The organism is Brevibacillus agri, from assembly GCF_004117055.1.
GTDB classification, from domain to species: Bacteria; Bacillota; Bacilli; order Brevibacillales; family Brevibacillaceae; genus Brevibacillus; species Brevibacillus agri.
This window is the reverse complement of sequence record NZ_CP026363.1, coordinates 2031771-2056598: the sequence shown is the minus strand read 5'-3', so window position 1 is coordinate 2056598 and position 24828 is coordinate 2031771. Positions and strand designations below refer to the sequence as shown.

At 55.3% G+C, this 24828-nt stretch carries 22 protein-coding genes; 9 read left to right on the top strand and 13 right to left on the bottom strand.

What is annotated here, in order from left to right:
* Window positions 1–6: 6 nt before the first annotated feature.
* The 5 genes from refZ to BA6348_RS10160 all read right to left on the bottom strand — a co-directional run bounded on the left by refZ (window position 7) and on the right by BA6348_RS10160 (window position 6123).
* Window positions 7–609 (bottom strand): forespore capture DNA-binding protein RefZ, encoded by a 603-nt coding sequence (refZ, locus tag BA6348_RS10180; protein WP_005828166.1) that lies wholly within the window; start codon window positions 607–609, stop codon window positions 7–9.
* Window positions 610–1117: 508 nt separating this feature from the next.
* On the bottom strand, window positions 1118–2023 hold the full coding sequence (locus BA6348_RS10175) for a hypothetical protein (protein WP_122952675.1): 906 nt from the start codon (window positions 2021–2023) through the stop codon (window positions 1118–1120).
* 124 nt (window positions 2024–2147) lie between these two features.
* On the bottom strand, window positions 2148–3143 hold the full coding sequence (locus BA6348_RS10170; RefSeq protein WP_007783218.1) for an MBL fold metallo-hydrolase: 996 nt from the start codon (window positions 3141–3143) through the stop codon (window positions 2148–2150).
* A gap of 119 nt (window positions 3144–3262) precedes the next feature.
* The gene (locus BA6348_RS10165; RefSeq protein WP_025843927.1) at window positions 3263–5503 is read right to left on the bottom strand and encodes a sensor domain-containing diguanylate cyclase; all 2241 of its coding nucleotides are present in this window, start codon (window positions 5501–5503) and stop codon (window positions 3263–3265) included.
* Window positions 5504–5541: 38 nt separating this feature from the next.
* Window positions 5542–6123 (bottom strand): histidine phosphatase family protein, encoded by a 582-nt coding sequence (locus tag BA6348_RS10160; protein ID WP_122952676.1) that lies wholly within the window; start codon window positions 6121–6123, stop codon window positions 5542–5544.
* Window positions 6124–6460: 337 nt separating this feature from the next.
* Between BA6348_RS10160 and BA6348_RS10155 the strand changes: the two genes are divergently transcribed.
* Both BA6348_RS10155 and rpsD read left to right on the top strand, forming a co-directional pair.
* Window positions 6461–8749, top strand: coding sequence for an S-layer homology domain-containing protein (locus tag BA6348_RS10155; protein ID WP_122952677.1), 2289 nt, complete (start codon window positions 6461–6463; stop codon window positions 8747–8749).
* A gap of 291 nt (window positions 8750–9040) precedes the next feature.
* A complete protein-coding gene (gene rpsD / locus BA6348_RS10150) occupies window positions 9041–9640 on the top strand; it encodes a 30S ribosomal protein S4 (RefSeq protein WP_005828154.1) in 600 nt (199 codons plus the stop codon).
* 137 nt (window positions 9641–9777) lie between these two features.
* On the opposite strand, the gene BA6348_RS10145 is transcribed toward rpsD, so the two are convergent.
* On the bottom strand, window positions 9778–10338 hold the full coding sequence (locus tag BA6348_RS10145; RefSeq protein ID WP_005828152.1) for a helix-turn-helix domain-containing protein: 561 nt from the start codon (window positions 10336–10338) through the stop codon (window positions 9778–9780).
* Between the two features lie 111 nt (window positions 10339–10449).
* Between BA6348_RS10145 and BA6348_RS10140 the strand changes: the two genes are divergently transcribed.
* The 5 genes from BA6348_RS10140 (at window position 10450) to BA6348_RS10120 (ending at window position 16852) form a co-directional block, all read left to right on the top strand.
* The gene (locus BA6348_RS10140) at window positions 10450–11031 is read left to right on the top strand and encodes a LysE family transporter (RefSeq protein ID WP_007783211.1); all 582 of its coding nucleotides are present in this window, start codon (window positions 10450–10452) and stop codon (window positions 11029–11031) included.
* A 130-nt stretch (window positions 11032–11161) separates the two neighbouring features.
* Window positions 11162–14302, top strand: coding sequence for a penicillin-binding protein 1A (locus BA6348_RS10135; RefSeq protein ID WP_122952678.1), 3141 nt, complete (start codon window positions 11162–11164; stop codon window positions 14300–14302).
* A 77-nt stretch (window positions 14303–14379) separates the two neighbouring features.
* Window positions 14380–15012 (top strand): hypothetical protein, encoded by a 633-nt coding sequence (locus tag BA6348_RS10130; protein ID WP_005828146.1) that lies wholly within the window; start codon window positions 14380–14382, stop codon window positions 15010–15012.
* Window positions 15013–15053: 41 nt separating this feature from the next.
* The gene (locus BA6348_RS10125) at window positions 15054–15698 is read left to right on the top strand and encodes a CBS and ACT domain-containing protein (protein WP_007783205.1); all 645 of its coding nucleotides are present in this window, start codon (window positions 15054–15056) and stop codon (window positions 15696–15698) included.
* Window positions 15695–16852: an acetoin utilization protein AcuC gene (locus tag BA6348_RS10120; protein WP_005828143.1), complete on the top strand. Its 1158-nt coding sequence runs from the start codon at window positions 15695–15697 to the stop codon at window positions 16850–16852. The genes BA6348_RS10125 and BA6348_RS10120 overlap by 4 nt, the downstream gene beginning before the upstream one ends.
* A gap of 117 nt (window positions 16853–16969) precedes the next feature.
* Here the strand turns inward: BA6348_RS10120 and BA6348_RS10115 are convergent, their stop codons facing one another.
* The 4 genes from BA6348_RS10115 to BA6348_RS10100 all read right to left on the bottom strand — a co-directional run bounded on the left by BA6348_RS10115 (window position 16970) and on the right by BA6348_RS10100 (window position 20602).
* On the bottom strand, window positions 16970–17905 hold the full coding sequence (locus BA6348_RS10115) for a 5'-methylthioadenosine/adenosylhomocysteine nucleosidase (RefSeq protein ID WP_122952679.1): 936 nt from the start codon (window positions 17903–17905) through the stop codon (window positions 16970–16972).
* Window positions 17906–17940: 35 nt separating this feature from the next.
* Window positions 17941–18951 (bottom strand): catabolite control protein A, encoded by a 1011-nt coding sequence (gene ccpA, locus BA6348_RS10110; protein ID WP_007783203.1) that lies wholly within the window; start codon window positions 18949–18951, stop codon window positions 17941–17943.
* A gap of 115 nt (window positions 18952–19066) precedes the next feature.
* On the bottom strand, window positions 19067–19375 hold the full coding sequence (locus BA6348_RS10105) for a metal-sensitive transcriptional regulator (RefSeq protein WP_005828137.1): 309 nt from the start codon (window positions 19373–19375) through the stop codon (window positions 19067–19069).
* A 129-nt stretch (window positions 19376–19504) separates the two neighbouring features.
* Entirely contained in the window at window positions 19505–20602 is a 1098-nt protein-coding gene (locus tag BA6348_RS10100; RefSeq protein ID WP_005828135.1) for a bifunctional 3-deoxy-7-phosphoheptulonate synthase/chorismate mutase, read from the bottom strand.
* Window positions 20603–20888: 286 nt separating this feature from the next.
* Between BA6348_RS10100 and BA6348_RS10095 the strand changes: the two genes are divergently transcribed.
* Window positions 20889–23066, top strand: a complete 2178-nt coding sequence (locus BA6348_RS10095) for a cell division protein FtsA (RefSeq protein ID WP_122952683.1) — start codon at window positions 20889–20891, stop codon at window positions 23064–23066.
* A 103-nt stretch (window positions 23067–23169) separates the two neighbouring features.
* Here the strand turns inward: BA6348_RS10095 and ytxJ are convergent, their stop codons facing one another.
* The 3 genes from ytxJ to BA6348_RS10080 form a co-directional block, all read right to left on the bottom strand.
* Entirely contained in the window at window positions 23170–23496 is a 327-nt protein-coding gene (gene ytxJ / locus BA6348_RS10090) for a bacillithiol system redox-active protein YtxJ (RefSeq protein ID WP_025843920.1), read from the bottom strand.
* Between the two features lie 143 nt (window positions 23497–23639).
* A complete protein-coding gene (locus tag BA6348_RS10085) occupies window positions 23640–24038 on the bottom strand; it encodes a hypothetical protein (RefSeq protein WP_005828130.1) in 399 nt (132 codons plus the stop codon).
* A gap of 251 nt (window positions 24039–24289) precedes the next feature.
* Window positions 24290–24523: a hypothetical protein gene (locus BA6348_RS10080; protein WP_007783191.1), complete on the bottom strand. Its 234-nt coding sequence runs from the start codon at window positions 24521–24523 to the stop codon at window positions 24290–24292.
* Between the two features lie 212 nt (window positions 24524–24735).
* Here BA6348_RS10080 and BA6348_RS10075 point away from each other — a divergent pair, with 212 nt between their 5' ends.
* Entirely contained in the window at window positions 24736–24828 is a 93-nt protein-coding gene (locus BA6348_RS10075; RefSeq protein ID WP_007783189.1) for a YjcZ family sporulation protein, read from the top strand.

Here is a 24828-nt window from a genome sequence, read left to right as displayed (position 1 = left end):
CACATCCTATCCGGGCAGCAAAATCCCGCGCAAAAAGCGCATGATGGAATCGTGCAGCCATCTGGCGAACTCCTCGGAAAACAGCTCCAGGTCGTAAACCTGGCGAACCATTTGCGGTTGTAAAAACGGATATATCATCTGGCTGCTTACGGCCAGCACTATACGATCAACAGAGACAGGCAAAAAATCACCCGATGCCACGCCGCCCTCCAATACGCGCGAAAGGCCGTGCTTCCATCGGCTCATGTACAGCGTCATCACTTCACGGGCAAGCATCGACTCGACGCTCAACTCCCGGTGAACCAGCCGGGTAATCGGCGCATGCTCCATCTGGAAGCGCAAATACAACTGGATCACCTGTTCAAGTCGGTGAATGGCAGAGACATGCTCCTGCTCGGCTTCCTGTTCTTCCAGCAGCCGAAACAGCGTCTCAAAATAAGAGGCGATCAAGGTCTCCAACACTCCCTGCTTGCCCTGGAAGTGATAAGAAATCAGCGCGGAGTTCACTTTTGCTTCAGCAGCGATTTGTCTAACGGAAGTCCCTTTGTAGCCGTACGTGTCAAACAGCTTCGCGGCTGCGGACAAAATGCGCATTTTCGTCTGATCCATCGCTGGTTCCCATCCCCTTTACGCTCCGGCTTCACCAGGACCGGAAGCGACGATTGCCCAAAAGAGAAGCGACCGCGAAAATCGCAGAAGTCTCGTCTGCAAAATGCCTGATGCGGTCGCCGCAGACGCTTGGTTTCATCAGGCATCTTTCCCATTGTACCGATTATTCGACGCAAAAAGATAGACCTGTTGTTAGTTCGACAAAGTTTTCCAGTATTCCTTCTAGGAATTAAGACTCCCTCGCAAAAAAGCGCAAAGGAAAGCGGCCCGTTGTGCACATCTTCACAATGAGTAAAGACGGACAAAGTCCGCAAAGCGTTACCTCATCCTGCCTGAAAATCTTGCGAGCCAAAGCAGGCGGGCACGCACCTCCGGCCCATCCGTCACAGCAGCCGCCTTCCCGCCGCTTTTGCCATCGTCCGCGCCGCTTCGCAAACCGTCCGCCTCACGGAAAAAAGACGCTCCCTGTCCGCTGACATGGAAGGTAAGCGTCTTTTTCTTTGCTTGCTTATTTGCCGCCCTCTGCCGGGGCCGGAACCGGCTTTGCCCGCCCGTAGTTTTGCAGGTAGGTCTCCACCTGGGAATGCTCTTTTACCCGCTGGTCGTTCAAGTCGTATGCGGAGCGAATCGACATCGTCATGTTGGTCGGAAGCATCGTCGTTTTGTTGTAGTAAATCGTGTACTCCGCTTCGACGTCCATCTGATCGACCAACGCCTTCACGTCCTGGGACGGTTTCGCCTGAATCGAGGTGCCTCCCTGCCGCACGCTCGCACCTGCCCAGTCCCCATCAGAAAGCTGCATCGCCAGCTTCAGCTTCGGCTTGTGCCCGGGAAACGGCCCTGCGGCGGACTGAATCCGCGAGCCGGTGGCACTCTGCTCCTGCAGTTGCGCGGCCAGCCACGCCTTCAGCTTGGCTGAATCCAGCGTGACGCCGATCGCTTCCAGATCGTCCTCGGGGTTTTCGTCCGGCAGTTGACGGATGCCTTTTTTCATCTCATCCATTTGCTGGAAACAAAAACCAGGACTCCAGTTGTCCATCTCCTGCCGCAGCGCAACGCCTTCTCCCGGTACGGGCTTCCATTTTTCCCCTTGCCCTTGCTTGGCGTACAGCTCGCTGCCCTCGCGCAAAAGGGACAAAGTCTCCACCCGCTTTTCCTCCGGGACGGAAATTTTCACATTCATATACTCCGCTTCGCCGTCTTTTCGCCCGGAAAAGTTCACCATGTTGGCATTGGCGCTGTTTGCTGTCAACAGCTTGGTCCTGCCGTAAAACGCATACGAGCTTTGGGCCGCAAACTGGTCGCGCACCTGTTCAAAGGTGGAGCTGGGGTTTTGCTTGACGCCCATCTGATTGCAGCCGGCCAAAGCCGTGCAGGCTACAGACAAAAGGCATATCGTCCAATACTTGCGCATAGGCTTCCTCCCTCGGTTACCCTTTGGCCACTTCCAGGTGGTTCAGGGTAATTGTCCCTTTTATCGTTTCCGGGGAGGAATAGGCTTATTCTGCTTGGACAGCCAATGACAGGGATTCGTCTGGCTACAGGTGGTAGTACAAAACGCCGTCTTTCTCCTTGACTTCGACCTGGTGCAAAATCGTCAGCAGATCAATGTGCCCGATCGTCTCGGAAAGCGTCAACGGCAGCTCTTTTTCGTACAGCGTAGGGAACAGCAGCGTGGTCAGCTCGTAGGCGGTTTTTTCGCCGTCGGCAAGCAGGCTGCGCAGCGTGTCTGTGCGGCTCCAGTTTTTTTGCAGCCGGGCCAAAATCAGCTCCCGATGGTCGGTGACGATCTCGCCATGGCCGGCCAGCACCCGCTCCACCTCCATGTCTGCACACATCTGCAGCGCCGTCCGGTATTGGACGAGCGTGAGCGGCCGTGCGCCCGAACGATCCCGCGGTGGTTCGATAAAGGCATTGGACGAAATATGTCCGATGATGTGGTCGCCGCCGATCATCGTTCGATCCCGCTCCCGGTACAGGGACAAGTGGCTTTGGCTGTGCCCCGGCGTGTAGAGCACCTGCCATTCCTCCAAGTTCGGCACCCGCTGCTTGTGCTTGAGCAACACGTCAATGCGGCTTGGCTCGGAGAAGGTCTTCATCAGCTTGTGAAACTTGGCGATGATGACCAGCATGTCGCTCGGCACGCCGCTTTTTTGGTACAGCTCCAGAAAAAACTGGTCGTGAAAATGCATGAAGTCCTCATCCAGCTCCACGTACGGCGCTGCTTGCGGATGGGCCAGCGTCACGGCGCCGGAGAGCTGCCGCACCTTTTCCAGTTGACCACAATGGTCAACGTGGTGGTGCGTCAGCACGATCTGCTCGATCTCCTCCACGCGGACTCCGGCAGACTGCAATCCTTCCGTCAGCGCCTGCCAGGCCTCGTCTGTCTTCGGCCCCACATCCACCAGCGTCAGCTTGTCGCCTTTTACCAAATAGACGTTGACCGCTCCGACACTGAACGGGGTGGGGATTTCCAGACTGTATATATCCGGTGTGATTTGTGTCGCCTTGGTGCGCAGTTCGCGTGTGTCCATGGGTCAACTCCTCCATCTGCCTTCAAGTTTGTTCCCTCTTTTACCGATATATCTTATACAGAAACAAATCACGCTGCAAAAAGGCATACCGAAAAGAGAAAAGAGCCATTGGTTTGGCTCTAGGCGAGTACAACCTGGTTTCTGCCAGAATTTTTTGCTTCGTACAACGCGATGTCCGCCTGGTGGAACAAGGCTTCGACGCTCAGATTGACGTCCATCTCCCTGTTCCATTTCGCAAGACCGCACGAGATCGTCACCCGCGGGGACGTCTCCTGCTCCACGCACTCCCTGATTCGCTCGGCGACAGCGCGAGCCGTTGCCTTGTCTACGCTCGGCAGGTAGACGGCGAGCTCCTCCCCGCCCCAGCGCGCCGCAATATCGCTGTCTCTGATACTGCGGCGGATGAGGTTGGCCACCTGAATCAGCACTTCGTCTCCTACCTGGTGGCCGAATGTATCGTTTACCGTCTTGAAGAAGTCGATGTCGATCAAAATCAGCGAGCCGTAGCTGTCCTTGGCAAGCGAGGCCCTGACCTGTTCGTTCAAGTAGCGTCTCGTGAACAGTCCGGTCAAGTTGTCCGTAATGACCATTCGCTCCATTTCGTTGTGCAAAACGGCATTCGTCATGGCGAGGCTTGCGTGCTGGCCGAAAATTTCGAGCAGCTTGTAGTCGTCAAAACTAAAAAAATGATAGCGGGAATCTGCGACTAGAAGCACTCCGCTAATTTCGCCCTCGACAACAAGCGGTACCCCCATGAGCGAGCAGCAGGAATAGAGTGAAAACGGCAGCGGACCCGCGCCAGGCTGAGCCAGAAGCAGCGTCTGCTTGCTTTGCATGATCTGCTGGAACGGCTTTTCGAGCGCATTGACGACGGTGCCGTTAAAGTCGGAAAGCGACGACGAGAGTATATCGAACTTGTCTTCTCCCGGCTGCTTTCGCAAAATGGCGCAAAACTCCGCATCGAATGTCGCCTGCATCATTTCCGTCACAAAATCGAGAATTTCCTTCAAATCAAGACTTTTGTTAAGCTGTCTAGCCATTTCGTTGATGAGGCGCAACTCGCGGATCAGATTGCGCGATTGCTGGTACAGTTGCGCATTTTCAAAAGCGGTGCCTGCTGTGTCGGCCAAGATGGAAATGTAGTCCTTCTCGTGTTGGCTCAACGAAATCGGCTGCTCCGAAGTCACCTGCAAAACGCCGTAGATGCCTTGCTTGCCCAACAGCGGCGCGGCAATCACGGTCGCCCGCTGCTCGCCTTCCCCTACTTCTTCCGCGATCAAGCGGCCTTCCAGGTACGCTTTCGTGCTGGTGGACGGCTCCACCTCCTGGAACGACAACTGCTTGACAGGCGTAGTAGCATTCGGCTCCACCGTCAGGAACAGCTCGACCGAGAAATACGGATACAGGCTCGGGATGCTGGTGACGATCTCGTGGAGAACGTCATTGACGTCAATCGATGCCTGAATCTTTGACATGAGCTGGTAGAGCAAATCTTTTTTGCTCGCTTCGCGGCGCAAATCGTCAGACATGATCGCGCGCCAGAGCGCACAGCTCGCCTTTTCCGCAATCTCCTGCAGGAAAGCGACGTCCCGGATATCGTAGAAGCAGTCCTGCTCCTCGGGCGGCAGGTGCAAAAACAGGGCGTACAGCGGAACCGCGTTCAGGCTTACCGGAACGACGATGACCCGGTGGTTGTCCAGCGCCATCGGCGTGACTGGCTTATTCCCCATGCGCATGACCAATTGGGCGATATGAGCCTGACCTTGCTCCGCTTCTTGCGTCGTGACGCAATCCTGGGGGATCAGCACTCCCTCCTCGGAGAGCTTCACCGCCGAGCAATAACCTTTTGAAATAATGCTGCTGATTTGTCTCGTCAGGCTGGTCAGCAAATCCCGCGCGGTGTCGTGCAAGGTCAAATCGGTGACGATCTGGCTGGTTGCGTGCTGGATGTACGCATCGTAGCCCATGCGGATGAGCGGCTCTAATCCCCGCATGTAGCCCCGCAAATCGAAATCAATCTCTTTTTGCGGGATGAGCATGCCAATGACGGCGCGGACACTGCCGTCATGCTCCTTCAGCGGAAACGCTCCGCAGACGAGCTCGCTTTCGTTTTTGGCCTTGACGACAATCTCCTTCGTGCCGAGCGCTTCCAAAACATAATCGCAGACTTCCCCGGTCTGGACATACTGGCGCGCCGCCATAGACAGAGAGTTTCCAGATTGACTATCATGCATGTCCATGAAGTTGATTACACGGCCCCCGGAATCTGTCAAGAAAAGGATGCCTGGGCGCTTTTCCGGCCAAGATTGTATGATAAAATGGGCCGTGTAGGAAAAGACCGTCTCTAACTTCCCCAACATTTTACTTGACACGAGAAACTCCCTCTCTCAGCATTTTCTCAAGCTTCCAAATGGTCAGTATCATTTACCTGGAGCACTTCCCACCTGCGATCGGCATAGCGGAAAACGGAAATTCCCGTGTTGTCGATGCGCGTAATGCCAGTTCCCTGCTCCCCTGCTGTTACGTAGTGCAAAAAGCTGTTGATGAGACCGCCGTGCGATACCACCACAATTGCCTCATTCTGATGCTTCGCTGCCAGTTCGGTCAGAGCGGCCACCGCACGCCGCTGCATGTCCTCGAATGTCTCGATGCCGCAGGAAGCCTCGTCCTGATTTTCAAAGCGCGCGCGAATCTCCTCGTAGGTAAGCCCCTCCCACTGCCCGTAGCAACGCTCGCGCAAGGTAGGATGCGTGCCTACGGAAATGGAGAAATTTTCCGCAATTTTCGCAGCGGTCTCACGCGCGCGACTTAAATCACTGGAATAAACAGCGTGAATCTTCTCGCGCCGGAAGCGTCCGGCTACCAGCTCTGCCTGTCGCATGCCGATCTCGTTCAAAGCGATATCGCTGTGTCCCTGAATGCGCCGAATCTGATTCCACTGTGTCTCTCCGTGGCGAACGAGGTACATGATGGTTTCCAAAACGCAATAGCTCCTTTTCTGTGAAAACCGCCCTTCGCAGCCTGCAGGTCTGACGCCGAGCGGAGATTTATTCGAAGAATAGAGATGACCGCTTGCGGTCAATCAAACAGTCAAGGCTGTCTTTTTCAAGTTGAGATGGATAAGTACTACTTAATTATATAAGATGGTTGTTCACAATTCTAGTTTGATCCGTTAACATTTGGTACAAAATTCCTATCTTTCTTGCCTGTTCGCAAAATCGCTCTCTATTTTTTCTCAGGGTGAAATGAAACGATTTCGCTTTTCCCCTCGTCAGAGGTTGTAAGCAAATGCTACTACACCTCGGGGGGAATCTTTCATGAAGCCTTGGATGATCCGATCCAGCTCATTCGTATTGACAGCAAGCCTGCTGCTTCCGCTTGCACAAGCACACGCCCAGTCGCCGGAAGCTGCCACGAGCAAAATGGTCAACAGCACGCAAATGGACAAGGCGACCTTGGCTGCCACGAGCAAGGTAAAGCTGTCGAAAGAAGCGGCGCTGACCCTTGCAGCCAAGCTTGTACCCACCAGCGGGCTTACGCTGACAAACGTGTCGTTCCGTTCGGCTGACGGCTGGCGCTCGTTCCCGGAATGGTCGTTCGGCTGGAACAAAAAGGACCCGAACAACGAAAAAGTACTCCTGTCCTACAGCGTCAGCATCAACGCCAACACCGGGGAGCTGACCTCCTATTCCCACTACGACCAAAGCCGGAACAACCTGCCTTACGCCAAACGGGTGTCCTATGCCGACGCCCGCACAGCGGCAGAGCAGTTTTTGCAAAAGCACAACCCGGGCAAAGCCGCAGAAACCCGTCTCTACCTGCGCGAGCTGCCCGAGCCGAAAACGCCGCTTTCTGCCGACGTCTCCTACACGTTCCGCTTCGTCCGGGTCGTAGACGACGTGCTATTCCCGGACAACGGGGCGGACATCACCGTCAATGGCGCAGGCGTCGTCAGCGATTTTTCCTTGTCGTGGAACGACGTGAAGTTCGAGAAGCCAGACAAGCAAATTTCGTTGGAGGAAGCGGAGAAGCTGTTCCAGGAGCAGGCAGACCCGAAGCTTTCGTACCTGCTTCCGTGGAAGCGAACCGGCGCTGAGAAAAACACCGTCACGCTCGGCTATACCAATCCGTTTACGTTCTACCTCGACGCCCAGAGCGGAAAAGCGTTGAACCAATCGCTCTCGCCCCGCAGCGAAAGCAACGAGCCTGTCGCGGTCAGCAGCAAGCCGCTTTCCCCGCGCCGCTCGGGAGGAGCGCTCAGCCAGGAGGAAGCCATCGCCTGGGCGGCCAAGACGTTTGACCTTGGCAATTACGAGCTGCGCTCCGCCAACTACAGCGAGCGAGACTACCAGGGCAACCGTTCCGTCTGGAATCTCGAATACACGGAAAAAGGCAAGGAAAAGGATGGCTACGTCTTTGTCGCCTTTGACGCTGTCACCGGCGACGTTTACTCGTACAGCAAAGACCGGCCGCTGCGCAAAGAGGAAGAAAAGCCCGCCAAGACGGTCGACCCGAAAAAGCTGCAAGCAGCGGCAATGGAAACGATCCGCAAATGGACGCCGACCTCGGCCCACCAGTTGTACCTGGTCGAACGCGACGAGGAAGGCGTAGAACTGTTAAAATCCAGCCGTTACCGGATCACGCTGGAACGGTACATCGACGGAATCGCGGCTGCCAGCGGCTCGGCCTACCTCAATTACGACGCGCAGACAGGCGAACTTTTGTCCTACAGCGCTGACTTTGGCAGCGAAACGTACCCTGCCAAAGTACCTAAACATCTGTCTGGCGACGAAGCCGTCCAGGCGTGGTGGAAGGAGTCGGAGGCAGAAGCGGTGTACGCCCTGGAGCCGCTCAGCGAGGAAGACAACAAAAAGGTACAGGAGCAGCCATCCTACATTCCGAAAAGGACGGCGAAGCTCGTTTACCGCGTAACGTCCACGCCGTTTGAGCAGCCTTACTACCTCGATGCGGCTACAGGCGAGTGGCGCTCTACTGCATCCGGAAAAGTGCTCAACCTGCACCGCCAGGCACCGCTCGACCTCAAGGGCCATCCGGCCGAGAAGGAACTGCTTTTGATGTACGAATACGATGCGCTCTCGCTGGAGGATGGCAAAATCTTGCCGCAAAAGCCGATCACACGCGGCGAAATGATCGAAATGCTGATGATTAGTCTGAACCAGGGACGCCACTACCCGATGTACTCCCTGGAGCGCAAGGCGACCTACAGCGACGTGGCAAACGGCTCGCGCTTCTTCTCTGCCGTCGAAGGCGCCGTGGACCGCGGCCTTTTGGACAAAAACGCTTCCAAGCTGAACCCGGATGAGCCGATCACCCGCGAAGAACTGGCCGACATGATCGTGCGCGCGCTCGGCTACAACAAGCTGGCGGACTACCCTGGCATGTTCCAGTCGCCGCTCACCGACATCGGCAACGCCAAGCATCGCGCTTCGATTATTATCGCTACGACACTGGGCATCGTGCCGACCGACAAGACGAAGTTCCAGCCGCAGGGCGCGGTGTCGCGGGCGGATGCAGCCGTTACGTTTACCCGCTTCCTGGAAAAACGCGGCAACGCAGATACGGAGTCGGTCTTCATCCGGGATTAAACGGGAGCAACGAGGAACAGCGCCATTTCTTCCATGAATGGCGCGTTTCTTTTCTCTTGACTTATCCATACCTCGCCTAGTATGATTGATTGTATGTGTACAGGGTAGCATTGATTGTAGGTAAAAACGGAAGGATGTACCCTCTTAGTTCCCTCCCTTTACAGACTGCGGCTGAATATCTGTGAGGAGCACGATGCGGAAACGCTACCGTCCGAAGTTCGTGTAGATAAAGTAGGAACTAACCTGCCGGAAGTAAACACCTACGAATCCAATTTAAAGGAGACTGAATACATGTCACGTTACACAGGACCTCGCCACAAACTGGCTCGTCGTCTGGGCATCTCCCTCGACGGTACAGGAAAAGACATCAAGCGCAACTTCCCTCCGGGCCAACACGGTCACAACAACCGTCGTAAACTGTCCGAGTACGGAATCCAACTGCAAGAAAAGCAAAAACTGCGCCACATGTTCGGCCTTAACGAAAAACAATTCCGCCGCACTTTCGACCAAGCTAGCAAAATGGCTGGCGTAGTCGGTGAAAACTTCATGAAATTGCTGGAATCCCGCCTGGACAACCTGGTGTACCGCATGGGCTTTGCTCCAACTCGCCCTGCTGCTCGTCAGTTGGTAAACCATGGTCACTTCCTGGTAAACGGCAAAAAAGTGAACATCCCATCCTACCGCGTACAACCGGGCGATGTGATTTCCATCCGTGAAAAGTCCCGTGGTCTGCAACTGATTAAGGACTCTCTGGAAAGCCGTAACTTCCTGCCAAACTACATCTCTTTCAACGATGCTGCTGCTGAAGGTACTTACACTCGTCTGCCAGACCGTGAAGAAATGCCTTCCGAAATCAACGAAGTTCTGATCGTTGAGTTCTACAGCCGTTAATCGTCTGAAAACAAAAAGAGCAGTGCCGCCCGTCGGCCTGCTCTTTTTTATTTGTCCGGATTCCTTTGCCGCTGAAAGCGGGCAGCTTTTCCTTTTCGGACATTTTGCCTACTCTAGCTCCCCTCTCCCGGGTCGCCTCATGACACCGGGTAGTAAATCAGCATGCTGACCTGGGCCAGCCCCTTCCCCTGATTGCGATAGCTGTGCGGTCTGTCGGCCTTGAAGCGGATCGAATCGCCAGCGTGCAACGTATGTGTTTCTTCCTGGATCGCAACCGTCAACTCCCCGGAAAAAACAGTCAAAAATTCTTCCGTCCCCTCTCTGTGCGCCCCGGAGCTTAACAATCCACCCTCCTCGATCTCGACCGTGTACAGCTCAAAGCGCTTGTCCGCCTCAAAAGGAAAAGCGGGATAAATCCGGTATGCCCCGGCCTGCTCGTCCGTCAAAGCCTGCACCTCTGCCTTGCGCACTACCGTCGTGTCCGGCTGCGGCTTTTGGATGAGCGAGGTAAAGGAGATTTTCAAGCCGTTGGCAATTTTCCACAGCGTCGTGATCGTCGGACTCGATTCGCCCCTTTCGATCTGGCCGATCATCGTCTTGCTCACGCCGCTCAGCTCCGCCACCTTTTCCAGACTTAGCTTCTGCTTTTCCCGTATCTCTCTTACATTTTTGGCCAGCACGCGCTGAATGTCTTCCATGGCGCCAAAACCTCCCGTGTACAATATAACGACCGTATTGTAAAATAAAACGCATACAACATAACGACCTATACGGTCATTATAGCACACGATAGAGGAGGGAGATTCACGATGCCTGTCTTGTCCTTTTTGCTTTTTGTATTTGTGTCCCACTTCACGCCTGGTCCCAACAACATCATGGCAATGGTGTTCGCCAACAAGTACGGCCTGAAAAAGACTGTCCGCTTTTGCCTCGGCGTGAGCAGCGGATTTTTGGCCCTCATCTTGCTGTGCAGCTTTTTTCACCTGCTGCTCACGAGCTACATCCCTACGGTTACGCCTTATTTGACCTTTTTCGGCGTCTTGTACATGTGGTATTTGGCGTTCAAAATGCTCACCAGCATCCGCGGGGAGGAAAACAGCGAAGCGGACGCCAAAAACATGTTTGCGACAGGCGTCCTGCTACAGTTCGTCAATCCGAAAGGGGTGCTGTACGGGCTGAGCGTCGTCGGCACGTTCATCCTGCCCTACTTTTCCACGGCGACCAGCCTGCTCGGCTTCTCCCTGCTGCTCGGCGCCGCAGGCTTTGCCAGCTCGTTTTGCTGGAGCTTGTTTGGCTCCCTTTTTCAAAATGTTTTGTCCAGGCACAAGCGCGCCTTTCACGTCGCGATGGCCCTGCTGCTGGTGCTCAGCTCGGTTTTGCTGCTCGTGTAGCCCCTACGCTTCAACAGTTTTTGACACATTGTGACGCGGCGCGGAACTTCTCGATTGTCCCTTTCATCGCTTGTACCCTCAAGGTTCCTCGTATGGTATAATCAGGAGGTATGCTAGGGGGTCGTAGACTATGTCGAATAACCACACATCTTCCTCTGAACCGTCGAAAAAAAAGCGACGCCGTAGCCGTGGCAGACTGATATGGGTCATCGTTCAGATGGTGTTTCTGCTTGGACTCATGGGAGCTGCTGTCGCCGGAGGAATCGTGACAGGTTATGTTGCCGCACTCGTGAAGGACGAGCCAGTGCGCAGCAAGGAGGAACTGGAGGACAAAATTTTCACCAATTATCTGACTGGATTCGCCTACTACAACGACGGCTCTCTCATCGGCCAACTGCGGGCTGAGGAAGGCGACCGGCGCTTGGTGAAAAAAGCAGACGTTTCTCCTTATTTAATTAACGCCATTATTGCAACAGAAGACAAAAACTACTACCACCATTCAGGCGTTTCCTTCCAGTCCACGCTACGCGGGGCGATTCAGGAATTTACCAACCAACCTGTCGTGACAGGCGGTAGTACGATTACGCAGCAGCTTGTAAAAAATACGATCCTCTCCGCTGAAGTGAGCCACACCCGCAAAGCGCGGGGAATTTTCAGCGCCATCCGGATCGAGCGCATGTTTTCCAAGGACCAGATTTTGGAAGCCTATATGAACGAAATCTACTTCGGAAAAAACGCCAACGGCTCGAACGTTTACGGCGTTCAGGCGGCCGCCAAAGGGATTTTTGGCAAGGATGTAAAGGAATTGAACCTGAGCGAAGGCTCTTATCTCGCGGGCATGATTCAAAACCCTGGCGCCTACTCGCCATTCCGCGCCGAGAGCTACCAGCGCGGCAAGGAACGCCAGAAAATGGTGCTCGACCGCATGCTGGAAAACGGCTACATCACGCAGGCGCAATACGACGACGCGCTCAAAGCCGATCTGAAGGCGCAGTTGGCCAAGCCTACCCAGCAGGCGTATCGCGAAGTTCCGTTTTTGATGATGGAGATCGAGGAGCGGGCCGCCCGTCAGCTCGTCGATGCCGATCTCGCGGAAAAAGGGCGCGACAAGTCGACTATCGGGCGCAACGAATACCGCCAACTGGTCGAGGACAAGCGCCGCGACATTTTGCGCAAAGGCTACAAAGTGCACACGACGATTGACAAAAACGTCTACAGCATCATGCAGGCCGTCGCGGCCGACCCGAAAAACTTCGGGAAAAACCGCACCTACACGATCCGCCGCTCGAACGGCAAGACGGAAAAAATCGAGAACGCGCTGGAAGAAGTCGGCGCCATGCTGATCCACAACAAAACGGGAGCGATCCTGGGGATGATTGGCGGACGCGACTTCTCGGTCGAGCAGACGAACCACGCAACGGTTCCTCGCCAGCCTGGTTCGGCCATGAAGCCGCTGGCGGCGTACGCTCCGGCCTTTGAGCTGGGACTTTTGCAGCCAGCCTCGCCAATCGACGACGCACCTGTGCTGCTCGCCGACGGCCAGAACGGCTCTCACCTGCCGAAAAACTGGAACAACAAATGGCAAGGGATCATGAGCGCGCGGGAAGCGCTGCGGATGTCCTGGAACATCCCGGCGATCAAGACGTATTTGAAGGTCGGAATCCCTACCGCGCTGGAGTACGTCAAGAAAATGGGCATCACCACGCTGGTCGACGCAGACAACTACGCTGCGACAGGCGTAATCGGCGGACTTACATACGGAACGACGGCAGAGGAAATGACCAATGCCTACGCCACGTTTGCCAACCACGGCTCGTTCGTGGACGCCTACCTCATCGACCGGATCGAGGACAGCCAGGGCAAAGTGATCTACCGTCACGAAGCCCAACCCGTGCAAGTGTACAGCGAACAAACCGCTTATTTGATTACGGACATGATGCGTTCCGTCGTCAATGCCGGAACAGGTACGCACATCCGCAAATTCGTTCCGCGCAAGGTCGACGTGGCAGGTAAAACCGGGACTACGAACAACAGCAACGATTTGTGGTTCGTCGGCTACACGCCGGAGCTGTCCATGGGTGTCTGGGTCGGCTTTGACGAACCGTACCCGATGCCGGACGCAGACAAATACGTGCCGATGGTCGTCTGGGGCAAGGTCATGAAGGAAATTATCGAAAAGCACCCACACCTGTCTCCTCCTGACGCTACGTTCCAGAAGCCGTCGGGGATCGTCACAGCGACAGTCGACTCCAAATCCGGGCTGCTGCCAAGCGAGCTGTCCAAGCAGGCGGGACATTTGATTACCGATCTGTTCAACCGCCGCTTCGTTCCGACGAAGGTGGACGACTCGCACCAAAAAGCGCGCCTGATTACCTACAACGGCGAGCGCTATCTGGCGAAGGAAGGCACTCCGGACGATTTCGTAACCGAAGGCATCTTCTACCGCTCCCCTGATCCGCTCCCTTCCAAGGAGCAGATTCAGGCCAAAAACAAAAGCGTTGCCGTCCAGCCGCCAGATTGGGAACAACGTCTGCCGGACAAGGAAGACCCGCGCACAGAGGTCGGCGGAACGCCAGCCGCTCCAGGCGGCGTCGTCGCAAGCGGCTCCGGCAAGCAGATCGCGCTTTCCTGGCAGTCGGCAAAAGAGCCTGACCTGGTAGGATACCGCATCTACCGCGCCGATGCGCAAAACGGCTTCGTCAAAATCGCCACGGTCAAAGATCCGGCTGAGCTGACTTTCACCGATACGACCGCAAGCCAAAGCGACGTAGGCTACTATGTCACAGCGGTCGACATCGCCGGAAACGAATCTTCGCCGTCTGCCATCGCTTCTGTCGGCGCCCAGACGTGGGAGATTCCAGGCGCAAATCCGGGCACGACGCCGACTGACAACAGCGGAAACGGCCAAACCACTCCTGGCCCATCAGGGTCGGGAGACGGCGGAAACGGCAATTCGAACTCCAATGCGGGCTCGAATACGAACAGCCCGTCTGCCGCGCCGCCTTCCGCTCCGAAATCGCTGTCGATCAAGACGAGCGGAAACAGCGTGAAGCTGTCCTGGAAAGGCAACAGCCAAGCGGAGCAGGTCATCGCCTATAACGTGTATTTCAGCCCCGATGCGGCAAGCGGCTATTTGCTGCTCGACACGGTATCCGCCACGAGCTATACACACACGGCATCTGTGCCGAACGGCAGCTACTACATCACCGCCGTCAACAGTTACGGAGAATCGCCACATTCGAACAACGTAACAGCAACCACCACAGAATAGACTAAGGTAAGGAAGAATCAGCAGAGATGGTTACAATCGCCATCTCTCTTTTTCTACAAGCATTAGGGGGGGAACCGATGGAACACGTCAAACGCTATCACTCTGCGAGCATGGTCGTGAACGGAAAAGAACTGCTTATCGAAGGACCGATTACGGGGAGATATTTGGCTGACTTGCGCTTCGATGAAGGACTCAAGGCATTTCGCATCCCCGAGCAACAGCATGAGGCCCTGATTGAAATAGCGGATCTCCCGGAAGGCCGCATCATCATCGCCCGGGAAGGGGACCTTGTGCTCGGTTACGTCACCTTCCTCCACCCCGATCCGCTGGAACGCTGGTCCATGGCCAAACTGCCCGATCTGCTGGAGCTTGGCGCCATCGAAATCAGCCACAAGGTACGGGCTGGCGGCGTAGCCAAGAAACTGCTTGAAGTCGCCTTTATGGATGACGCCATGGAAGACTACGTCATTATTACGACCGAGTATTACTGGCATTGGGATTTGAAAGGAACGGGACTCGATGTGTGGCAGTACAGAAAGGTCATGGAAAAAGTAATGGGCAGCGTCGGACTGACCTGGATGGCGACAGACGATCCGGAAATATGCTCGCACCCCGCCAACTGTCTGATGGCCAAAATCGGAAAACGAGTTCCTGCTGAAACAATCGTCGCTTTTGATGCCATGCGCTTTCAGAATCGCTTTCTTTATTAGTCTGGACATCTTTTCCATAGGATGCAAGGAGGCCCTCATTCATGCGCGTAGAAGATATCATGCGAAAAAACGTCGTTTCCATTCAGCCTGCGACTACCATCGGAGAATCCCTACTGCTGCTCAGAGCCAATCGCATCAGGCATTTGCCCGTCATTGAAAATGACATGCTGGTCGGCATCGTCTCAGACCGCGATCTGCGCGATGCCCTTCCCTCCCGCCTGCTTACCCATGATGACGACGACACCGTCCTGCACAAGCCTGTGGCTGACATCATGCAAAAACAGGTCATCACCGCCCACCCGCTTGACTTCATCGAAGACGCCGCCCTGCAAATTTACGAGCATAAAATCGGTTCGCTGCCGATCGTGGAAGGAAGCCGCCTGGTCGGGATTGTGACGGAATCCGACATGTTTTCCAGCCTGATTGAGCTGTTCGGCGTCAACAAGCCCAGCTCCCATATCGAGGTAGAAGTAGAAGATCGCGTCGGCATGCTGGCAGAGGTCAGCCAGGTGTTTCGCGAAGCCCAGGTCAACGTCACCAGCGTCATTGTGTTTCCAGGCAAAAACCCCGGGAAAAAGAACCTGGTCTTCCGCGTCCAGACGATTGATCCGCGCGTCGTGACCCAATTGCTGCTGCAAAGAGGCTTTGACGTCATCGGACCGACAGACGGGGGGGTACTCCTGTGAGCCGGAACGCTCGTCTGATCTACTCCCCCGACTACACGAAGTATTACTTTCACGATGACCACCCGTTTAATCAGCGCCGTCTGCTGCTCATGCACGATCTGATGAGCAGCTACGGCCTGCTCACAGAGTCAGACTTGCTGGCGCCGCGCATGGCAACGGACGACGAGCTCGCCCTCGTCCACGACAGGCGCTACATCGAGTTCGTCCGCGAGCAGGGGCACAGCGAAGCAGAGCTGCCGCAGGCGATGAGCTACGGCCTTGGCACCGAGGACGTCCCCTGTTTTCGGAATATGCACGAATCGGCTGCCCTCATTGTCGGAGGGACGCTGAATGCCGTCGATGCTGTCATGCAAGGAGAGGCAGCGCACGCCTTCAATCCGGCGGGCGGGCTGCACCACGCTTTTCGCGGACGCGCTTCCGGCTTTTGCATCTACAACGACTGCTCCGTCGCCATCGCCTATTTGCGCAAGCATTGGAATGCCCGCGTCATGTACATCGACACGGATGCGCATCATGGCGACGGCGTCCAATGGGCGTTTTACGATGATCCTAATGTCCTGACCGTTTCCATCCATGAGACGGGAAAATACCTGTTTCCAGGAACGGGCAATCTGTCGGAACGCGGGGATGGAAGCGGTTACGGATTTTCCGTCAATGTCCCGCTCGACGCCTTCACGGAAGACGATTCGTTTTTGGAGGTATACGAGGAGCTGGTAGCCAAGCTGGCGCACGGCTTCAAGCCGGACGTGATCTTGACGCAAAACGGCTGCGATGCGCATACGTTTGATCCGCTGACGCACCTCTCCTGCTCGATGAAAATTTACCAGTCGATTCCCCGGCTTGCCCATCGGCTCGCCCATGAGTATTGCGACGGCCGCTGGATCGCGGTAGGCGGCGGGGGCTACGACATTTGGCGGGTCGTGCCGCGAGCGTGGACGCTGCTTTGGAGCGAAATGAGCGATCAGCCGCTGGAAGACGGCGACCTGCCGCCCGGCTGGCTTCAGCGCTGGCAGCCGCAGACTGATTTGCAGTTGCCGCTGCGCCTGTTTGACGAACCGTTTCCGGCGATTCCCCGCCGGGCGGAGATTACCGAAAAAAACCGGATTACTCTGGAGCGGGCAATTCTGTACGCGCCGACTGGAGCAGGCAAATGAGTTTGCTTGCTCTTTTTTTGCTCTCCTGTGCGTGGCAAGAGGCAAGAGGGAACAAAAAAAAGCGGGCAGACCGCGCATCCCCTTGCGATGCCGTTCTTCCCGCTTCTTCGTTTTTCGCTATTTTTGCACAAGTGCTTCCAACTCAGCCGGTGCAAAGCCTTTGACCGCTTTGTCGCCGACGACTGTCACCGGAACGCCCATGAAGCCAAAGCGCTCGACTTCCTCCTGGTAAGCGCGGCTGGTCATGACGTCGCGCACTTCGAAGGAAATGCCTTTTGCCGTCAGCCATTGCTTGACCATGTCGCAATCGACGCAGTTTTTCGTCGAGTAGACGATCACTCCCGGTTGCGCCGCGCCTGTGGAGGCGATCAGCATGTTGCGGACAATCGCGTACGAGCGCTGCGAGGCGAGCTTCGTAAACTCGACAAAATTGACGTGCGCAGAGCCGTCTGCCTTGTCGGACATGGAGCGCACCACGACAAACGGCACGCCGTTCATCGCACATACTTGTCCGACCGCGGCCCCTTCCATCTCTGTGCAGTGAGCGCCGAACTGCTCATACAGCCATTGCACTTTTTCCCGGCTCGCCACGAACTGGTCGCCGGACAAAATACGGCCGCTCACGACCTGGACGCCTGCTTCCAACTCCTTGCCCGCTTCGATCGCCTGCTGCATCAGCTCTTGGTCGGCTTGCCACGTCCACTGCTCGGTAAAAGGAATTTGCCCTGGGGCAAAGCCGAGCGGCGTCACGTCGATATCGTGCTGGAGGCAATCTGTCGAGACGACGATATCACCAATGTTCAATTCCGGGTGAACCGCTCCGGCCACCCCTGTAAAAATGACTCGTTCCACCTGGAACTGGTCGATCAAGATTTGCGTCGTGACCGCAGCGTTGACCTTGCCGACGCCCGATTTGCACAGCACGACTTCTTTTCCTTCCATCTTGCCCGTATAGTAGGTCACTCCGGCTTTGACGGTCGTAGCCGTCTGTTCCATCGCTTCCAGGTACAGCGCAATTTCTTCATCCATGGCGCCGATAATTCCGTACCGCATCATCCATCCTCCTATGCTGTCCATCCGCAGAACGATTACGCCTGCTGTGGCTTCGTGCTCTCCCGATACTCGATCCGGTGCGGCAGCAGCACCACGTGCTCTTCCACGTTTTCGTTGTTCATGTACTTCGTCAACAGGCGCATCGCCACGGCCCCGATATCGTACATTGGCTGCACCACGGAAGTCAGGCGCGGACGCACCATTTCCACGAGGCGGATGTTGTCGTGGCCGATGACTTCAATATCGCCCGGCACGTTCAGGCCGGAGTCCTGGATGGCGTGGATTGCGCCAATCGCCATTTCGTCGTTGGCGGCGAAAATCGCCGTTGGCGGCTCGGACAGAGCAAGAAATGCCTTCGTCGTCGACAAGCCTGACTCGTAGAAGTAGTTGCCTGTCGCCACCAGTTCCTCGTCCAGCTCGATGCCGCCGTCCTTCAGCGCCTTTTTGTACCCTTCGTAGCGCATCAGGCCGTTGAGCGGGTCGTTAGGCGGACCCGCGATCATCGCGATCCGCTTGTGGCCGCGAGAAACAAGCGCTTCTGTCGCGTCGTAGGCAGCCTGGAAGTGGTCGATGCTCACCGACGGCAGCACGTTGTCCGCATCGCGGGTCGCAGCCAGAACCGTCGGCACCGACGTGCTGGTCAATGCCTGCAAATGGTCCTCCTTGATCTCCGCTCCCAGGAACAACAGCCCGTCCACCTGCTTTTCGAGCAGCGTATTGATGAGCTGCAGCTCCTTTTCCATCCGCTGGTCAGAGTTGCAGAGGATAATGTTGTACTTGTACATGGTAGCAATGTCTTCAATCCCTCGCGCCAATTCGGAAAAAAACAAACTGGAGATATCCGGGATGATGACACCGACGGTTGTTGTTTTTTTGCTGGCGAGACCGCGGGCAACGGCATTGGGTCGATACCCCAGACGTTCAATTGCAGCCAGTACCTTTTTTCGGGTCAACGGCTTTACGTTCGGATTTCCGTTGACGACACGGGAGACGGTCGCCATCGAAACCCCCGCTTCTCTTGCCACGTCGTAGATTGTAACCGGCATCACACACCCTCACTTTCCCTATATATTGGTTTTCATAGTTATTTTCATAAATATATGCACCTATGATACGACAAGCCGTATATCGATGCAATCGTTTTTGCGGCCTTTTCCGCCGTTATTTCATTAGTTTGTTCATCGTTTTCAAAAGCTCGTCAATTACTTCGCTATCGCCTTGCTGGATGCGCTCGATGACACAGCTTTTCATGTGTCCTTCCAGCAGCATTTTGCCCACGGCATTCAAGGCGGACTGCACAGCCGCGATCTGGTTGAGAATGTCGTCGCAGTAGACGTCCTTTTCCACCATCCCGCGTATCCCGCGAATTTGCCCCTCGACCCGGTTGAGCCGGGAGACGAGATTCGATTTGATTTTATCAGGCCGCACGGTGGCGCGATCAGACGAGCAGCAGTGGTCACGATCATTCATCTGGCATTGCCTCCTTTGCCGATATCAGCACTTAAATCCTAGCTTACTTGGTCGGCCCAAGGTTCGTCAAATAAGAAAGGCCCTTCCCGCGCGCAGGAAGGGCCAGCAAACTCACTTCAAACTGTTTCGTTATCCTCTTGCAGCTACGACTTCGCCTTTGTACAGGCCGGAAGCGAGCAATTCGTCCACGAACTCGTTGAATTGAGGAATGTTGAGCTGTTGCTTCGCATCGGACAGCGCTACGTCAGGGTCCGGGTGAACCTCGACCATGACGCCGTCGGAGCCGATTGCAAATCCTGCTTTGGCGCAAGGCAGCAACAGGTCGCGGCGGCCAGTGGAGTGTGTCACATCGACGAATACTGGCAAGTGCGTTTCCTGCTTGAGCAGCGGCACAGCCGAGATGTCGAGCGTGTTGCGCGTCGCTTTTTCGTAAGTGCGGATACCGCGCTCACACAACATCACTTGCGCATTGCCTTCGGAGACGATGTACTCGGCTGCGTAGATGAATTCCTCGATCGTTGCCGCCAAGCCGCGCTTGAGCAGGATAGGCTTGTTCACGCGGCCCGCTGCTTTCAGCAATTCGAAGTTTTGCATGTTGCGCGCACCGATTTGGATGACGTCGATGTACTCGGCAGCCATTTCCAGATCGGCAGGCGTCACGATTTCGCTGATGGTTACGAGGTTGAACTCGTCCCCGATGCGCTTCAAGATTTTCAAACCTTCTACGCCAAGACCTTGGAAGTCGTATGGAGACGTACGAGGCTTGTATGCGCCGCCGCGCAATGTTCTCAGACCGCGCTTCGCGTGGTTCTCCGCGACAGCTCTCACTTGCTCGTAGCTTTCTACGGAGCAAGGGCCAGCGATCAGGATCGGACTCTTTCCGCCGAACTCGACGCCTTTTACCGTAATCACGGTGTCTTCCGCTTTTTTCTTGCGGCTGACCAGCAGTACTTTTTTCTTGTCTTCGTTTTGCAGTTCCAAAGATACTTGGAAAATTTGCTTGAACAGGTGGCGGACTGTGCTGTCGTTGAACGGACCTTTGTTGTTTTCCACGATCAGGTTGAGCATTTGGCGCTCGCGCTCAGGATCGAAGCGGCTGCTGCCCTGCTTTTCCTTTTCTTTGCCCAGCTCTTGCACCAATGTCGCCCGCTGGTTGATTAAATCCAAGATTTGCAGATTGATTTCGTCTATCTGCTTGCGCATGGTTTCAATTTGGTCGTGTGCCATGTGTCTCTCCACTCTCCTCTTTTTATATGGGTCAACTAGGTGGTTGGCGATAAATTAGGGTTATTATAATCGATTCATACTCCCTTGTCAGCAGTTTAGCGCCAAAAAGCGCGAAAGTAAATTATTTATGTTTTTTTACCTTTGCAAATTCTTCGCCAAAAACGGGAAGATTCCTTGTTTCGACAGGATTCTTTGTCGCTTGGGTCGAATCAAATGGATATATGTTCTAACTGCTTTCTTCATCTATTCCTGCAGATTTACACGAAAACGAGGGAGTGACTTGCCTTTGTCAGCCTATACAGAACCAGGCTCCCCTGAGCTGATTTTTTCCTTAGATATCGGAACGCGCAGCGTCGTCGGACTGATTGTGGAATCGACAAAAGACCAGTTTCGCGTGCTGGATTGCGCGATTCGCGAGCACGACGAGCGCTCCATGCTGGACGGTCAGATTCACGACGTCGTCGCTGTCGCGAAGGTCATCAAGCAAATAAAAGAAGAACTGGAAGAAAAACACGGCCCGCTGCACCAAGTAGCCGTGGCGGCAGCCGGCCGCTCGCTACGCACCCGGCGCGTGCGCGTGGACATGCCGTTGTCCAGACACGCGTTTATTACGCGCGAGGATGTCGTGGCGCTGGAGTTTGCCGCGGTGCAGGAAGCACAGGCTGATCTGGCGAAGGAGCTGCGCGAGCAAGATGTCACGCGCTATTACTGTGTCGGCTACAGCGTCGTCAACTACTATCTGGACGAAGAGCTGATCGGCAGCCTGATCGACCAGCGCGGCGATACGGCCAGCGCAGACGTGATCGCGACGTTCCTCCCGCGGGTCGTCGTCGACTCGCTGATCGCCGCCCTGAAGCGGTGCGATCTGGAGATGCAGGCGCTCACGCTGGAGCCGATTGCCGCCATCAACGTGCTCATCCCTGTGACCATGCGCAGGCTCAACATTGCCCTCGTCGACATCGGCGCGGGCACCTCTGACGTCGCCTTGACCGAGGAAGGCGCGATTACGGCTTACGGCATGGTCCCGGTAGCCGGAGACGAGATCACAGACGCGCTGATGAATGCCTTTTTGCTCGATTTTCCGATGGCAGAAGAGGTCAAGCGCCTGCTCTCCACCCGTGAGTCCGTCACCTTCACGGACATTCTCGGCATGGAGCATACGATGAGCGCAGCCGAAATAACCAGCGCGATTGAGGCTGACATCTCGCAGCTCGCAGAGAAGATCGCGACGAAAATCATCGAGCTGAACGGCAAAGCGCCGCAAGCTGTCATGCTGATCGGCGGCGGCAGCCTCACTCCTGGCTTGACGGGAAAAGTCGCCCAGTTTTTGAACATGCCTGCCGCGCGCGTCGCGGTCAGAGGCGGCGATGCCATCAAGCAGTTCGTGGGAGACAATCCGGCGCTCAGCGGCCCGGAGTTTGTGACGCCAGTCGGAATCGCGGTTGCCGCACGCCGCCATCCTCTGCGCTACGTCACCGTCACGGTCAACGACACGCCGCTGCGTATTTTCGACCTGCGGAAAATGTCCTTGGGCGATTCCTTGATTGCCGCCGGGCTGGACATTCGCCGTCTCTACGGCAGACCGGGCCTGGCGATGAGCGTCACCGTCAACGGCAGGATGAAAATGATTCCCGGCGGTCACGGCACGCCTCCGGTCATCTTGAAAAACGGCGAAGCGGCGAGTCTCGACTCGCCGATTGCCGACGGGGACAGCATTACAGTGGTCGCCGGAACTAACGGCGCGGACGCCAGCGTCATGGTGCGCGACCTGCTCGACCAGTTGGACACATTGGACATCCTCTGCAACGACCGTCCGCTCTCGCTCGGGCCAGTGATCCGGGTAAACGGCACCCCTGCCGAGCTTGACGACCAGTTGAGCGATCGCGCAGAAGTCGAGATTCGCCTCCCCCGCACCGTGTCCGAGGTGCTGGAGTCAGCCGGGCTGTTCCCGTCAGAAAAACAGCCTGCGCAAACCGGGCTGCATTTCAGCGTGAACGGCCAGTCTTATACGCTGCCTTCCCACAATCCGGTCCTCTTGTTAAACGGCAAGCCCGCCGCTTACAGCGATTCTGTGCGGCAAGGCGATGAGCTGCACTATCGCCTGGAGGAAGTTCCGCCGCCGGCCATTCGCGATGTGATTCCGCTGGAAGAGTGGGTCCAGGAGACGATGACTGTGTACTTTAACGGCGAACGCGTAGTGCTGCCAGTGGCGCAAGTGTCGATCACCGTGGACGGAAAAGCGGCCGCGGCAGACGAGCTGGTGCCGGACGGCGCGGTGATTACCGTAAAATCTACGCCAGCCGCTCCGCCTGTATTCAGCGACGTCTTCCGCTTTGTCAACTTCTCGCTGGAGAAGCCGGAAAGCGAAAGCATCTCCGGTTTTGTCATGCTGGTGAACGGCGAGCAAGCCAGCTTCCAGACCGAGCTGAAAAGCGGAGACAAGCTGGAGCTGTATTGGGAGTAGCCATCTGAAAAGCTTGACTCACCAAGCCGTGAGGAAGATTTATCTGCACAAAAAAAGAGCTGCGGAATTGAACCGACAGCTCTTTTTTGCGTGATGATGTCTTTTAAGCCCCTACCGCCTGGCTGATCGCATCCTTGGTAATTTTCCAGTGCGACGTGTGCCATTTCACTTCGCCGTCTTCCAGCAGGAAAATTTGCGGGGATTCGTGCTTGATCGCAAAACGCTCGGCGACCGCGTTGGACACCGGGCGATCTTCCCGCACCAGGATGACAGCCGCTTCCAGCGAATGCTCCAGCAAGTACGCCTGGAACTCCTCGTAAGCAGACGTGCTGATCGGGCAGATGGTGCTATGCTTGAACAAAAGCTTTTTGCCTTTTTGGGCCACGAACTGGTCCAGTTCCTCGAGCGAATGAAGCTGTTTTTGTGCCACCATGTATCTCTCCTTTTGAGTCGCTATTGGTTTTCAGTATAGCGAAATCTGGATAGCGAAGTCTACGTTTGCGGTGCAGGGAGCAAAAAGCGGCCGCGCGGACATACCAAAAAGGAGCCGCCTGCAACAGCGCCTCCTTTTTCTTATACCATGATTTTTGTCAATCGCTCACGCAATTCCAGCATCCATTTTTGATCGCCTAGGGACTGCGCCAACAAAAACAGATCCAGAAGCTCGTTGACCCTCTCGCCCAGCACTTCTCGCACCGAAGAGTCTGCCTTCTCATTAGCAATAAGTACCAATAAGTTGGATAACTCTGACAACTCTTCAAACTCGATCGCCTGGCGCTGCGGATGTTGGCCCAGTTCCTCCATGAGTGATTTCAAATCATCCTTAATCACATCTACCACCTGGGAATGAGCGCAGCAATCGTCAACGCAAACGTGTACGGGCACATTCATGATTTTCACCCGTTTTTTATACACGACATTGCGCAGGACGATCTCCATGTCATTCCCGCAGCGGCTGCATTTCTTTTGCACAAAGTTCACCCCTAACTATCTACATATGTATACCTCTCATACTATTCGTGACCGCCTTCTTCAATCCTGCTAAACGCCAGGTGGTACATGGTGGATACAGTGGCAGATATAGTACGGCACAGACTGGTCCTTTTGGCACTGGAACAAACGTTTTTCTCCGCATATAAGCCCAGCGCCCGCACGTGAAAAAACGAAAAAACGATGCCCTCCAGCTTGAGAGCATCGTTTTTGGCTGCCGGCTTTTGCCGTGCTTATGCGTAAATCGCGTTGACCTTTTCACAGTGCGGGCAGACAGCTACCTTGCCGGAATGCCCTGCCTCGTCTTCCACCCGGTATCCTGTAATGCGCTCTGAAAAGCAAAACAAGCATTCCGTATTGAAATCCATATCGTACTGGGCTTTCCACACAATGGATTTGAAATCCTCGCCTACATTGATGGTAATTGGGACAAGATCGTGCGCAAGACTCGATAATGATCTTTGCATCGCCATAACATCCTTTCGTTTTTTGCAAAGTCTTTTCGTATCCTCTAGCTTTTCCTGCTTTTCAGAATAATAAACATGCAAAGTGATGTGGGCCAAACTGAAAGAATCTTCCCAAAAATGGGCGAATGCCCGTATCGGGACTGTGCAAAAACCCATATGTTATGGATGTAAGCACAAGAGGCTTAACACACAACAAGGAGGATGTTCATCCTATGAGCAGCATTTTCAATGGAGACCTCGATGATTTCACCTTAGTGTTGATTCTTTTTATCCTGCTGGTCATCATCGGCTGCGGCTGCGATTGA